Origin of the sequence: Candidatus Aquicultor secundus, assembly GCF_002791875.1 — a bacterium.
GTDB lineage: Bacteria > Actinomycetota > Aquicultoria > Aquicultorales > Aquicultoraceae > Aquicultor_A > Aquicultor_A secundus.
In genome coordinates this window covers 13,013-27,774 of the sequence record NZ_PFNG01000214.1, presented here as the reverse complement: position 1 = coordinate 27,774, position 14,762 = coordinate 13,013, and the positions used below count along the sequence as shown (strand labels likewise).

Below are 14,762 nucleotides of genomic sequence, written 5' to 3'. Positions count from 1 at the left end.
TTGGTGGAACAGTTGGAGAGGCTAACGTATAATCAAGCTTTAAACAGACTGGAAGAGATAGCGGAATTAGTAAGAAAAAAAGAGATTAGTCTCGAAGATTCGCTGGATTTGCTTGAGGAAAGCGTTCAGCTTGCGACGATTTGCAACCAGCACATCGATTATACCGCCTGGCTGCCGCAGACCGATGAAGAAACCGCAGGAGAGGATATAGTTGCCAGGTAAATACCCGGAAGATACGAGGCTTCTCGTTGAGGAGGGCCTCAAGAAATATTTTCCTGAGGTTGGGCACCCCGAGGAACTGTACAAAGCAATGAGCTACAGCCTGTTCGCAGGTGGAAAGAGATTCAGGGCTGTTCTTGCTATAGAATCTGCGAAAGTGTTTGGAACCGATCCCGAAGATGTTATGCCGGCGGCGTGTGCCGTTGAGTTTATTCACACCTACTCGCTCATCCATGACGACCTTCCCGCTTTAGACGATGATGATTTGCGGCGCGGTAAGCCGACGTGTCACGTTAAGTTCGGCGAGGACATGGCGATTCTTGCAGGGGATGCGCTTAATACCGAGGCATTTCGGCTTGTAAGCAGCGAGCAGAAGGCGATTGATGCCGGACGCATCGTGTGGGTGATAAGGGAACTGGCGACCGCGTCCGGCGCGTCGGGCATGGTCGGCGGGCAGGTAGTTGATATTCGATCTGAAGGCATGGTGGTCGATGCCGAGACGCTTAAGTTTATACACGAGAAAAAGACCGGCGAACTTATAAAGGCATCGGTGCGTGCGGGCGCGATTCTCGCGAACGCATCCGAGCGCGATCTTGCGTTGTTGACCGATTACGCGATATATCTGGGGTTGGCGTTTCAGATCGTCGACGACATCCTTGATGTGGTCGGTGACGCGGCGGTTCTCGGTAAAGCGGTGGGCAGCGACGTGCTGCATGAAAAAGCTACCTACCCAGCGCTTTACGGGCTTGAAAAGGCAAAAGAAATGGCGCGGATGATGACCGATAAGGCCAAGGAGGCGCTATCTCAAGTTGATGGCGACACGACGGTTCTTGCGGAGCTGGCGGATTTTGTTTTTGACCGGGACTTCTGAGAAGGGGGACGTTGTTTCCTGTGCGTCCTAACTTGTTGAGTTAGGACGCACAGGAAACAACGTCCCCTATAACCCTATAACAAATTACCATTACTAAAGCAGGGACTTAGCGTTATAATACGTGAAATAACCTAAAATATCAGAAATCGCTGGAATGTGGAATAGTTGATGACAGTGGCGGTTAAGGGTAAAAGAAGGGTGATATGGACTATCAAATTCTAAACACGATCAAAAGTCCGAACGATATAAAGCACTTGTCGCATGGGGAACTAGCCCAGCTGGCCACGGAGATCAGGTCGCGGCTGATTGAGACGGTTTCGGAGACGGGAGGGCATCTGGCGTCAAGCCTGGGGGTCGTCGAGCTAACGCTTGCGCTTCACCGTTCCCTTGAAAGCCCGGTTGATAAGATAATTTGGGATGTCGGTCATCAAAGCTACGTACATAAGTTGCTGACCGGCAGGAACGAAACGTTCTCTACCTTGAGGCAGTACGGGGGTCTGGCGGGATTTCCAAAGAAAAGCGAGAGCGAGCATGACTTTTTAGATAGCGGTCACGCCAGCAACTCGATCAGCTTTGGCCTTGGAATGGCCGAGGGCCGCGATAAAGATGGCGGGAACGAGCATGTCGCCGTGGTCATCGGCGATGGTTCGCTGACCGGCGGAATCGCGTATGAGGCGCTTGACCAGGCCGGGCACCTCGGCACACGTTTGATGGTTGTTCTCAATGACAACGGAATGTCGATATCCCCGAATGTTGGGGCGATATCCGGATATCTCGCCTGGGTTAGGTTGGACCCGGGGCATGCCAAGCTTCGCAAAGAGATCGAGCAGAGGATTAAGAAGCTGCCGGCAATCGGCGAGCTTGTGTACGATATTGGGATGCATGTAAAGGAGAGCGTGAAGGCGCTTCTCGTGCCGGGAATGCTGTTTGAGGAACTTGGATTCACTTACATCGGCCCGATAGACGGCCACGATATACGCGAAATCGAGCGTAACCTTGGGCTTGCCAAGCAGGTTGAAGGCCCCGTTTTGATCCACGTGATTACAAAGAAGGGGCTTGGGTATTCGCCGGCCGTCGAACGGCCTGAAAAATGGCATGGCATCGCCCCGTTTATTACGAGGACGGGCGAGCCTAAATCTTGTAGCGATGTTTCCACGTATACCGAGGTATTTGGAAAAACGCTGGTAGATTTGGCGAATAAGAATGATAAGGTGGTCGGTATAACCGCGGCAATGGCAAGCGGTACCGGGCTGGACATATTCGAGAAGGCGCACCCGGACAGGTTTTATGATGTCGGGATAGCCGAGCAGCACGCCGTTACCTTTGCGGCGGGTCTGGCGATGCGGGGATATCAGCCGGTGGTGGCGATTTACTCGACGTTCTTGCAACGCGCTTACGACCAGATAATGCAGGATGTGAGTCTGCAGGAGCTTCCGGTGGTCTTTGCGGTCGATAGGGCCGGAATTGTCGGCGAGGACGGCCCGACGCACCATGGGGCGTTTGACCTGACATATTTGAGAAGCGTTCCCGGCCTTACGGTCATGGCGCCGAAGGATGAAGACGAGCTGCGGCATATGCTGTTTACCGCTCTTGAAATAAAAAAGCCGGTTGCCCTGAGGTACCCGAGGGGCAAGGGTTTTGGTATAAAACTATTGGGGCCATACCATCTGGTTCCCGAGGGTAAAGCTGAGATTCTAACTAAAGGAAGCGATGTCTGCATTCTGGCGGTCGGTAGGATGGTGCAGTCCTCTGTCGAGGCGGCAGAGGTGTTAGAAAAGCGGGGTGTGTCGGCATCGGTAGTCAACATGCGCTTTATTAAGCCGCTTGATACCGATATGATTGCGTGGGCCGCGGAAAATCATAGCCTCGTGGTAACCGTCGAGGACAACTCGCTGATCGGCGGGTTCGGGTCGGGCGTTCTTGAAGTTCTTACCGAGCTTGGGGAGTCTACACCGGCACTGCGCCTGGGCATACCGGATAGATTTATATCCCATGGATCGATAAAACGCCTGCTTGCAGAGATCCATCTCGACGCAAACGGGATCGCCTACAGCGTTAACCGTAAATTAGATGAGCCGGGCAACCCAAAGAAGCGTTCCAGAGTCGCAGAGAAGCGGGTAGCCGGAAAACGCGCATCGGTCCTCGAGTAGCCGGAAGATGACTAAAGATGACAAGGAAACGGGCGGATGTATACCTGGTAGAAGCGGGGATTGTAGAGAGCCGCGAACAGGCGCGCCGCCTTATCAATGAGGGCAAGGTATTTGCCGACGGTAAGCCGGTCGGTAAACCCGCAAGCTTGATTGAAGATGGCAGCCACATTACCGTTTTAGAGCCTACTACCTATGTTTCTCGCGGCGGTCTTAAGCTTGAAAAGGCGCTCCACGAATTTGCAATTAATCCCGAAGGTAAGTTTTGCGTTGACGTTGGCGCGTCAACCGGTGGATTTACGGACTGCCTGCTGCGCCACGGAGCACGCAGGGTGGTCGCAATCGATGTCGGTTACGGACAGCTTGCCTGGTCGCTCCGCCAAAATCCCAAAGTCGTCGTTATGGAGCGCACCAATATTCGTTATGTTGCGCCCGCGGACCTTGAAGAACCGGCCGACCTGGTAACGGTGGATGCCTCCTTTATCTCGCTTGAGAAAATCCTGGAAAGCATTTTAAACCTCATGAAACCCGACGGAGAGCTTATTGCGCTCGTTAAGCCCCAGTTTGAGGCGGGCAGGGAGCGGATAGGTAAAAAAGGCGTGGTAAAAGACCCCGAAGTGCATAAGGATATTTTGATGCATATATGGGATCATTTTAAGAAAAGCGGCTTGTTTGTAAAGGGTTTAATATATTCCCCCATAAAGGGGCCCGAAGGAAACATCGAATTTCTTATCTATGCCTCGCGAATCGGGCCCGGCATCCCCGAAGAGGATAAAGCGGGAATAGTCGATAACATAGTAGAAAAAGCACATGAAGAGTTGAGCTAGGTTCTTACCCCGGGCCCTAGCCTCTGAACCCTATAAAGGGTGCTAATTACCGAGTGTTAGCTTATAATATAAAGTGATATAAAGCGTTTATAAAAATCGAAAACAGGACGTATATATGCATGAAACTCCATATAAAAAAATGAATACCGTGACGATCGTTCCCAATATCGAGAAGGCGGACGTGCTGCCCATAGCGCTTGCATTAATTGCATGGCTCAACGAGCGGGGCGTGAAGGCGATTATGCATGCGGACGATGCCGTTAAGTTGAACAGGCCCGATCTTGCGGCCGATGATGCCGGGATACAGGGGAGCGATGCTCTGATATGCCTTGGTGGGGACGGTACCATACTGCGGGCTGTGCGCATCCTCAAAGGTGCGATGGTGCCGATTGTCGGGGTTAACCTTGGTCGCGTCGGGTTTTTGTCCGAGGTTGAGTTTACCGAGATGTATCCGGCGATGGAGAGGATAATTGCCGGTGATTATAAGATCGACGAGCGGATGGCGCTGAAGTGCACGATTAATGCCGCTGATTTTCATCAGGAATACATTGCGCTCAACGAGATAACGATCGAGCGCGGACGTCATCAACGCATGCTTGAGATGGGTGTCTATATAAATGACCAGATATTCAGCAGGTATAAAGCGGACGGGCTTATATTCGCCACCCCCACGGGTTCTACCGCGTATTCGTTCTCGGCGGGCGGTCCGGTTGTGTCGCCGGTTCATGAGTTGATCCTGCTAACGCCCATAAACCCGCATTCGCTGTTTGGCAGGACGGTGGTTTTGGGCGCTCAGGATAAAGTAAAGGTAGAGCTGGCACGCCGGCTGGATATCACGGTGGGTGTTGATGGTTTTGCCGTGTTTCAGGCAATCGCCGATTCAGTACATATTGAGAAAGCGCAATCAAAGGTGCTGCTCGTTAAGCTTAAAGACAGGAGCTTCTACACGGTATTTAAAGATAAGCTAACCGTTTGGGATACTTGGCTTCACTAGCATATCGGTCTACTGAAGTATGATAGAGTACTGGGGAGAACATGCTTCAAGAGCTTTCTATTAATAATCTTGCGCTTATAGATAAGGCACGAATCCAATTTGGGCAGGGCTTGAACATACTGACCGGGGAGACCGGTGCGGGCAAAACTGTGGTGGTTGGAGCGGTCAACCTGTTGCTGGGTGGGCGCGCCGACGCATCGCTTATCCGAAGCGGCAGCGTAAAGGCCGAGGTGCAGGGCATGTTTGCTATCCCCCCGGGCCTAAAGGTTTCTGATGAGAAGCTAGGCGATTTTCTTGAAGATGACGAACAGCTTATAATCCGCAGGGTTATTTCCACAGACGGCAAGAACAAATGCTACGTTAACGACCACATGGTAACGGTCGCCACGCTTTCCGAGATAGGAAGGCGCTTGGTCGACCTGCACGGCCAGCACGAGCATCAATCGCTTTTTAAAATATCAGCGCACGTTGATTTCCTTGATAAATACGGCGGCAAAAAGCTGCTGGAGCTGCGCGGCGAGTTTCGGGAGAAGAGCGGGACGCTGCGGCGCATGAAGGACGAATTGGGGCGGCTGCACGGCGCCGAGCGTGAGATGCTGGGCAAGAAGGATTTGCTGCAGTTTCAGGTGAGCGAGATCGAGCGGGCTGCGCTAACCCAGGGAGAAGACGATGAACTTATGCGGGAGCGCGAGATTCTGCGAAATGCCGAGAAGCTCTACTGCGCGGTAGCCAAAGCCGCGAATGCGCTCTCGGAAAGCGACGAGATCGCGCCCGGAACCGAGCTGGTTGCAAGGGCGCTAGATGAGCTTCGCATGGTGGCGAGTATCGACCCGGAGCTGGATGGGCTGATCGAGCGCCTCAACGGTATTTTGCTAGAGCTTGAGGACTGCTCTCAAAACATCCGCAACTATGGCTTAACCCTGGACTTTCCACCGGACAGGCTTCAGGAAATCGAGGACCGCCTGGCCCTTCTATCCCTCCTAAAACGAAAATACGGCGCAACGATTGAAGATATCCTTGCCTATATGGATACCGCCTCTAAAGAGTTGCTTTTGTGTGATACTTCGGGTGAGAGGATGGAGAAACTAGAGGTAGATATAGTAGAGACAGAAAAAGAGCTGGCTACCATCGCAGTGCAACAAAGTGAATCCCGTGCGAGCGCGGGCAAGAAATTCGCTAAAGAAGTTATGAGAGAACTTGCCGATTTGAATATGCCAAACGCTAAATTTGAGGTATTATTTAGCAGGGAACAAGATGACAACGGATTACTAGTAGAAGATAAAAGGACGAAACTTTACCCGAACGGTATCGACAGAATCGAGTTCATGATATCGGCAAACAAGGGAGAGCCGGCAAAACCACTCACGAAGATAGCGTCGGGCGGGGAGATATCGCGGGTGATGCTGGCGCTGAAGATCATACTTGCCGATGCGGATGAAGTGCCGACCCTGATATTCGATGAGATCGATGTGGGGATCGGGGGAACGACTGCGATGGCGGTAGGCCAGAAGATGTCGATCCTTGGGTTACGGCACCAGGTGTTCTCTGTAACGCACCTGCCGCAGATAGCCAGTTTCGCCGATAAGCATTTCTCCGTTGTTAAATTTGAGGTGGAAGAGCGAACGAATACCGAGATCGTGGAATTGCTAAGCGGGGACAGGGTGAGCGAGATGGCTCGCCTGCTGAGCGGAAATATTAGCTCGGATGTATCGCTTAAACACGCTGAGGAACTGATAACTGAGGCGCAAAGGAACAAACACGGGCTGGTAGATGGACGAGTTAACTAATAAACAGGAGACTGAGGCGCAACTCGAGGATCCAGGTAAAATCTTATTCAGTGCAGAAGTTGAACTACCTGCGGATAGTTCTTCAACGACAACAGCGCTCCGTATTAATCAAATACGGCGTGAGAACCGCCGCAGGAGGTTGCGCAGGCTGAAACAAGGGTTTCTTGTCGTGTTGTTGATAACCTCAGTCGGCCTTACATATTATACTGTGACTGAGTCGGGGATTTTAAAGGTTGCGCAAGGTTCAAAAGCGGGCGCCTCGGAACTTAATAAGCACGCTAAGGATGAGCCGCTTTATAATTGCTTCGCAACGGTCGGCACGTCGAGCCTTAAGCTGTCTTTGCCGGGCAAAAACGGAGATGTAATCGGCGTGGGATTCCATGAAGCGGAGCGCAGAGAAGCGATCGCTATTACACCCGCCGTAAATTACTTTAACAGGGATACCACTGCAACAGTACGAAAAGCAGTGCTTGCCACGAATAGCCCCGTGCTGTTTGTGATGAGTTCCCGCGGACGGGGGAGCGCATCGACGTCGGCCATGGATATAGCGATGGTGCCGGGCGCCGCCGTATACAGCCCGGTTGACGGTGTTGTAACCATGGTAAAAACCTATAACCTTTATGGTAAGTTGATGGATTACCATATAGAGATCGAGCCGGATGGGTATCCTGATTTGCGGGTTGCTATTATTCATATCGACAATATCCATGTTACCGTAGGGCAAAGGGTACAGAGGCGGGTGGATCAGATAGGGTGGATGAGACCGCTGCCCGATATAGCAAGCCAGATAAACAAGTACCTGCCCAGCCGGTACGATCATGTCCACATCCAAGTTAATCCCGCGAATATACAGGTAGAGGGTAAGCTGGGATCGTAAGAACTGTTAGATAATCGTTAGTTGTACAATCAGCCTATGCAAGGGCTCAGATAATAAAGAGGTTTATTATGGATAGTTCCAAAGAACTTCTTGATAAAAAAGTTGAAGTTCCTGCCGATGGCGTTAACAAGAAATTACCGGCACATGATAATCTAGAGATAGACATCCTACGAAGCGACCTACAAAGCGACTTACAAAGTGATCTGCCAAGCGACTCACAAAGAAGCGATCGACCCGGGGTACAGGTGCCCGACCGGGAGAGCGAGAAAGCCGGAAGTATGTTTTATGAAGGTGTCGCGAAGCTCGATAAAAGGACAAAAAAGCTTGTAAAGCGGCTGAAGCCCGGAGATATCGCAATAATCGACCACGAAGACCTCGATAGGGTTACCGCCGAAGCGGTTGTTGAGACCGGTGTGGAGGTTGTCATAAACGCCAGTTGTTTCACCTCGGGAAAGTATCCCAATACCGGCCCCTTAATCCTCTGTTCCGCCGGAATTCACCTGCTGGATAACGTTGGGGCGGAGATATTTGAAAAAATCAAAGAGGGGGCTAAACTCAGCATACGGGGCGAGGAAATCTACTGCAACGGAACCCGTATCACCTCTGGCAAGAAACTTACGCACATGATTCTCGAGCAGGAGATAGAGAAAGCACATAGCCGGATTGGTGAGGAACTCGAAAGGTTTGCCGTTAACACGCTTGAATACATGCAAAAGGAAAAAGAGCTGATTCTGGATGGCTCAAGGGTTCCGGAAACTCGTGTCGACTTTAAAGGCCGTCATGCGCTTATCGTCGTCCGTGGGTACGATTACAAGCCCGATCTCAAGGCGCTCAGGGCATATATCCGCGAGGTGAAGCCGATACTGATAGGCGTCGACGGTGGGGCGGACGCCCTCATCGAGGAAGGGTATAAACCGGATATCATTATCGGGGATATGGATAGCGTAGTTGATGATACGTTGAGAAGCGGGGCCGAGCTGATCGTTCACGCATATCCGGGCGGAAAAGCCCCGGGCTTAAAAAGGCTTAACGACCTCGGCCTGTCCCCGATTACCTTTGAGGCCGTCGGAACCAGTGAGGATATTGCGATGATTCTCGCCTACGAACACGGATGTGAACTTATCGTGGCCGTAGGCACACACGCGAACCTTGTTGAGTTTTTAGATAAGGGCCGCAAGGGAATGTCCAGCACGTTCCTGGTGCGCTTGAAAGTCGGGAGCAAACTCGTGGACGCTAAAGGCGTGAATAAGCTTTACAGGTCCAGCGTGAAAATAAGCCATCTCGTAGTCTTACTTTTTGCCGGAATGAGCGCTATTATAGCCATAGTGATGGCTGCGCCCAGCATTAGACAGTCCATCCGGCTGCTATTAATCCAGATCAAACTGATGTTAGGACTTTAATTTAATTTAGGGCTTTAAGTTAGGACTTTAGGAGTAGCATATGTTAGATATGCGCTATCATATAGCGTCACTCGTCGCCGTTTTTTTTGCGTTAGCAATCGGTATTCTGTTGGGAACGGTTATTGTGGATAAAGGTGTGCTTGTGAACCAGCAACAGGCACTGGTTAAACGCATCGAAACGAACTTCAACGAATTGCGTGAAGAAAATCGGATGTTGCGGGATGAAGTCGGGGAGCAGAGAAAGTTTGCAACCCAGGTAATTCCGCTTGCTATTGAGGGAAGACTTGATAAACAAAATGTCGGCGTTATCGTGACGGCCGATGCGGGTGACGAGATAGTGTCGGGTCTTATAGACGGGTTTAAGAAGGCGGGGGCAACGGCAAGTTCAATCAGGCTAAACAACGATATTAAACTGGCCGACCAGGCGTTAACGCAGCTCAAACCCTATTTCACTGCAGATCAATTGACGGCCGATAACGCACGGGAGCTTGTGCTGAAGAGGATGGTCGATGAGTTGGCGAAACCCTCCACATCGACCGCTACGGCAATCACTACGACCACAACCGTTGCCAAAGTACCGTTTCTCGTGCAGCTCTCGAATATGGGCTTTATAAAAACAGACATAAATTTCTCGCTTTTTAAACCCATAAATGCGGCGGTGATTGTTGGGGGGTCGGATTCCAACCAGGACCCGCTGAAGACAGACCTTCCGCTGGCGGCACAGCTTAAAGCCATTAAGATTAGAGCAGTCGGGGTTGAGACTTCGGTGGCCAAAAAATCATACATTAAAACCTTCCAGGAGGCAGGAATTCCAACCGTTGATAATATCAACCAGCCAACCGGCATTATATCGACAGTCTTTGCGCTTGCCGGGCAAGACGGAGATTTTGGGATTAAAGGGACTGCAGGCCAATTCATGCCAACATACATATCCCCTTAGAAGACGAAGTGACGTTTAAAGGTCTCTATGGATAACACCAGGGTAGTTGCAGTGATAGCCGCATTTAATGAGGCGGATAGGATAGCCGCAACCATACATGCGGTAAGAGATATAGCAGCCGTAGGAAAAATCCTGGTCGTTGATGACGGCTCCACCGATGCGACCGCCGAAGTTGCGGAGCATGCGGGAGCCGTTTTACTACGCCTACCTCAGAATGTCGGCAAAGGAAAAGCCCTGCAAAGAGCAATGGAGGGTGTACGAGAAGAGATCGTGCTGTTCCTTGATGGCGATCTTGGGGCGTGCGCCGGTGAGGCTGCAAAGATACTCGAGCCTGTTCTCAACGAAGAGGCGGACATGGCGATCGGCGATTTCCCGAAAGCGCAGAAAGCCGGGGGCTTAGGTTTTGCAAAAGGTTTAGGTCGCTGGGGCATACACCGGTTTACCGGTGTATATATGAACGAGCCGTTATCGGGCCAGCGGGCTGTTAAGGCCAAATATGTGAGCGGCTTGGATTTTGAATCCGGCTATGGGCTTGAAGTCGGGTTAAGCATCGATATCCTAAAACAGGGGTGCCGGGTGGTCGAGGTTCCCGTTTGTATGACTCATCGTGAAACGGGGCGCGACCTGGCGGGTTTCGTCCATCGCGGACGACAGTTTTTGCATATTCTACGTGTAATTATCCGAAGAATGTTATCCGATACATAATGGTAATTTCTTAAATGTTAACGAGCACCGAAACACATATGTAGCACACGCGGTACAGGAGGCAGTAGCGGTGATAGAACGGGGAATACTATACGTCGTAGATGAAACTACAAACAGCATGAGCCAGCACGTCCTCATCCTTTTAAAGTATCTCAACAGGGCGCGGTATAAGCCCTCCCTGTTGATTTCCTCGGATTCGTACCTGCTCGAGCATGTCAAAAAGCTTAATGTAGAGTACCAGGTTATCCCCGGAATCGCGAGTGCCAACAAGCTTAATAGCGGCGGTATCGCAAAGCAGATAGATCAGTTTATCGAGGAGCATGCCGTTAATTTAATCCATAGCCACGGATATCAGGCGTGTTATGTGAGCGCCCAGGTTGCGAAGAATCGGAATATTCCCCATGTTAGTACGGTGCATACAGTCGATAGCGCTACCCCAAAAAAGAAGGGTTTTTTAAATCTGCCTTACAATAAGATCGCGGCTATGCCCGATCACCTGATTGCCGTATCCGAAGCGGTTAAGCACGATATAGAGGGTTTCAATAGCGCAAGCTTAATCTACAACGTTGTTGAAGCCGACAGGTTTGGCGAAACACTCGATACCGAGCACCTTTACAGAGAGCTTGATCTAAAGAAAGAAAACAACCTTGTAGGCGTGATTACGAGGCTTTCTCCAGAAAAAGGAACGGGTACTTTTTTAGAGGCTGCAGCAGTGCTGGTTAAAGATAACCCGAATATGTACTTCATAATCGCCGGGGACGGAGATGAACGTCCGGCTTTAGAGAAGCAGGCATCGAATTTGGGTATATCCAAAAACGTACGGTTTTTGGGGTTTAGGCGAGACGTTGCACATATATTAAAAAGCCTTGATGTTGTGGTGATTCCGAATCTTGCAGCAGGCTTGCCCCTTATTCTTTTAGAGGCGCTGGCTTGTATAAAGCCGGTTGCGGTGACCGATGTACCCGGTGTGCGTGAGGCTGTGAATGAAGAGCACGTTGAGCTTATTCCGGCCGGTAATGCGGCGGCAATCATCGAGGCGGTAAACGGTATACGTGCCGACCAATGTAAGGCCGATACCAAAGCGCAGGCGGGGCATAAATTAGTAATTGAGAGGTTTACAATCCCGAGCATGATGAAACCCACAGAATCTCTCTACCTTGAAAAGGCAAGATAGTTTACGCTTCTAAAAAAATCCATTGGCATATTAAGGCTTGCATATTAAAATATGTAGAGTCGGCTGAAAGCGGTATCCTCTCAAGCTTGAAAAGGCATATCGACACTATATTTTGGTAGTAGTTATTCTAGAGGCAAGGTGGTATATGTCAAAAACGGTAAGCTGTGTGGCTCCGGCCCAGCGAAAGCAAGCAGGATCGTATATGTCGAAGAAGATGGTCAGCTTTGTAATACCGGCGTATAACGAGCGAGAATACATCGAACAGGTATTGCGGGCATTGGATAAAGTTCCCCTACCCGAGGGGGTGCGGCGTGAGTTGGTGGTCGTGGATGACGGCTCGACCGATGGCACCGCCGATTTTGTGGAGTCGTTGCGGGATATCGACTCTGTTGTGATCTACCGGATGCCTCAGAACAGCGGCAAAGGCGCTGCGCTACGTGCGGGATTTTCTATCGCGCGAGGCGACGTTCTTATCGTCTGCGACGCCGACCTGGAATACAAACCTTCAGATATACCGAAAGTTCTTGAACCCCTGCTAAGCGGACAGGCGGATATTGTGTATGGAAGCAGGTTTATGGGCGATATCAAAGGCATGAAATTCGTAAACCGGCTTGCAAACCGTTTGCTTACGGTGACGGTCAACATACTGTTCGGCGCAAAAATAACGGACGAAGCTACAGCATACAAGGCGTTTAACAGAAACGTGCTGAGTTCGATCAACCTTAAGTGCACCGGTTTTGAATTTTGCCCCGAGGTTACCGCCAAGACCCTGAAGCGCGGTCACAAGATTATCGAGGTTCCCATTACATATGAAGCCCGTAACATCGAAGAGGGAAAAAAGATAAAATGGCAGGATGGCTTCATTGCAATCTGGACGCTGGTCAAATACCGGTTTAAGGATTAAGAGAGATACAATCATTGCGTAGACTAGACGCGGCAATCATCATACTTATCATCGCGATCGTTCTTGGCGTTGTTATGCGGGTCGAAGCCTGGGAGAAGATCGCCAAAGTAGACGTTTTAACGATGTCTTCGGACTCGGTATCGTATAACGGCATAGCGAAGAATTTGCTGGCCGGAAAGGGATACAGCAGCCCCAACCATATGATCGCCAGGCAGGATCAACCTACTGCGTTTTACGCCCCTACATACCCTTTTTACCTGGTTGCCCTTTACTATGTGTTTGGTCCTTCGACAAAAGCCGGGGTGATGTCGCATATGATCCTGGCAATTGCGACCATCCCGCTGATATATTTGCTTGGCATGCGGCTTTACGGCCGGGTCGAAGGGGCTATCGCTTCGCTTATATACGCGGTTTCACCGGACATCATCCATTACAATATAATGCTGACTTCGGAAACGCTATTTTTCGTCCTCGAGATATGTTTATCGATTCTCATCGTTGGAATATTTAAAAAAGACCGCCCCTCGCTGTGGATGTTGGCGGCGACCGGGCTGGTTTTTGGCGTAACTTATCTTTGCAGACAGACCGTAATTTTCCTTCCGGCCCTCATAGTGCTGGGGCTATGGTTGCGGTTTAAGGATAATGGATATTCGTGGCTGCTTAAATCAACCGGTGTGTTTTTGGTCGCGGCGGTACTTTTGATCGTTCCCTGGACCATCCGCAACTATATGGTATTTGGCGAGCCGGTGTTTAGCACGACAACCGGTCCGGCGACACTCTGGTGGGGGACGTATGAGGATAAAGGGACGCCGTTAGGCGTACTGATAGACAGGTACCGTGAGAGACATTCTGATAAGAACGAAGTTCAGATGAGTCAGATGATGACCAAAGAGGCCATTCAGAGGATAAAACATATGAGTGGCACCGATATCCGCGGGCTGCTACACCAGCGAGTACGGCGCCTGTTCGGGTTTCCGAGGGTCTATGATTTAAGAAAACAGCAAACGGTCACCGGCTTATTCTACCTGGTGCTCGGGGTGCTAGGCATAGCGGGCTTATTGATAGCGTCAAAAGGGAAATACGAGCGGCAATTGCTGATGCTTACCGTCGTCTTAACCATGCTGCTTCACATATTCACCTTGACGGTGTTCAGGTATTTAATGCCCCTGGTACCGTTTCTTGGTCTTGGCGCCGCTAACCTGCTTTCGTATGTCGCTACCCGTATAAAAGCCGTATTTCAGGCGTATGGCGTTCGTTTGACGGCATCTTAAACCACGTATATCATGAGACTCATGTATTTTATGTCTAGGTAATAGCTTATTTTGTTGTGCAATCCGGAGGACGTATATGCAGCGTAAAATCGCAGTTGTAGTTCTAGTTGTAGCTCTATTAGCAGCAGTTCTTTCGTTGTTGCCGGCGCCGCAGGCCATGGCGGCCGAACACGGCAATAAGGTTGTCTTTGTCCTTATGGATAACATCACCTGGTCGGATATCATCACCGCCGACGACCCCGTATTAAACGACCTGATCAAAACAAGTTCGATCGGTCTTCTCAATAACCGCGCCTTCAAAGCGCCCTCACGCTCGCGAAACGCACTTACCGTTGGGGCGGGGGTAAGGTCGGATGCGGCCCCAGCGAGTTTTGAGGAATATAACGCCACCGAAACATACGGCGGCGTGCCGGCAATTGAAGCGTATAAGCTGCGTACAGGCAAGTGCACCGTAAAAGGTCAGGTACTCGAGCTTGGTATTGCCTCGATAATAATGGACAACGATAACGGCATGCAGGATTTTACCCCCGGCGAGCTGGGAAGCATTATTGAGGCCCACGGGGGCAAGACCGCGGTGCTGGGTAACGCGGATACATCGCTTACCGATAACCCGGATGCCTACAATCGCGTGGCCGTTGCTATAGCA

13 protein-coding genes are annotated in these 14,762 nt (G+C 50.7%); all 13 read left to right on the top strand.

Annotated elements, in window-relative coordinates; translation table 11 throughout:
• A partial coding sequence (xseB, locus tag COY37_RS09130; protein WP_286977324.1) for an exodeoxyribonuclease VII small subunit occupies positions 1-222 on the top strand: 222 nt, incomplete at its 5' end.
• Entirely contained in the window at positions 212-1,090 is an 879-nt protein-coding gene (locus tag COY37_RS09125) for a polyprenyl synthetase family protein (RefSeq protein ID WP_286677994.1), read from the top strand. The genes xseB and COY37_RS09125, both read left to right, overlap by 11 nt.
• Positions 1,091-1,293: 203 nt before the next feature.
• The gene (dxs, locus tag COY37_RS09120; RefSeq protein ID WP_286677993.1) at positions 1,294-3,240 is read left to right on the top strand and encodes a 1-deoxy-D-xylulose-5-phosphate synthase; all 1,947 of its coding nucleotides are present in this window, start codon (positions 1,294-1,296) and stop codon (positions 3,238-3,240) included.
• 17 nt (positions 3,241-3,257) lie between these two features.
• Positions 3,258-4,064, top strand: coding sequence for a TlyA family RNA methyltransferase (locus tag COY37_RS09115; protein ID WP_286677992.1), 807 nt, complete (start codon positions 3,258-3,260; stop codon positions 4,062-4,064).
• A gap of 115 nt (positions 4,065-4,179) precedes the next feature.
• Positions 4,180-5,058, top strand: a complete 879-nt coding sequence (locus tag COY37_RS09110; protein ID WP_286677991.1) for an NAD(+)/NADH kinase — start codon at positions 4,180-4,182, stop codon at positions 5,056-5,058.
• 41 nt (positions 5,059-5,099) lie between these two features.
• On the top strand, positions 5,100-6,845 hold the full coding sequence (gene recN, locus COY37_RS09105) for a DNA repair protein RecN (protein ID WP_286977320.1): 1,746 nt from the start codon (positions 5,100-5,102) through the stop codon (positions 6,843-6,845).
• Positions 6,829-7,722 (top strand): M23 family metallopeptidase, encoded by an 894-nt coding sequence (locus COY37_RS09100; RefSeq protein WP_286677989.1) that lies wholly within the window; start codon positions 6,829-6,831, stop codon positions 7,720-7,722. Before recN ends, COY37_RS09100 begins: the two co-directional genes overlap by 17 nt.
• 278 nt (positions 7,723-8,000) lie before the next feature.
• Entirely contained in the window at positions 8,001-9,122 is a 1,122-nt protein-coding gene (gene steA / locus COY37_RS09095) for a putative cytokinetic ring protein SteA (RefSeq protein ID WP_353682424.1), read from the top strand.
• A 40-nt stretch (positions 9,123-9,162) separates the two neighbouring features.
• Entirely contained in the window at positions 9,163-10,062 is a 900-nt protein-coding gene (locus COY37_RS09090) for a copper transporter (protein WP_286677987.1), read from the top strand.
• Positions 10,063-10,089: 27 nt separating this feature from the next.
• Positions 10,090-10,767: a glycosyltransferase family 2 protein gene (locus COY37_RS09085; RefSeq protein WP_286677986.1), complete on the top strand. Its 678-nt coding sequence runs from the start codon at positions 10,090-10,092 to the stop codon at positions 10,765-10,767.
• A 70-nt stretch (positions 10,768-10,837) separates the two neighbouring features.
• Complete coding sequence (locus COY37_RS09080) at positions 10,838-11,941, top strand: glycosyltransferase family 4 protein (RefSeq protein WP_286677985.1); 1,104 nt, start codon at positions 10,838-10,840, stop codon at positions 11,939-11,941.
• Between the two features lie 145 nt (positions 11,942-12,086).
• On the top strand, positions 12,087-12,845 hold the full coding sequence (locus COY37_RS09075; RefSeq protein WP_286677984.1) for a glycosyltransferase family 2 protein: 759 nt from the start codon (positions 12,087-12,089) through the stop codon (positions 12,843-12,845).
• A gap of 14 nt (positions 12,846-12,859) precedes the next feature.
• Entirely contained in the window at positions 12,860-14,116 is a 1,257-nt protein-coding gene (locus COY37_RS09070) for an ArnT family glycosyltransferase (RefSeq protein WP_286977316.1), read from the top strand.
• Positions 14,117-14,762: the final 646 nt, after the last annotated feature.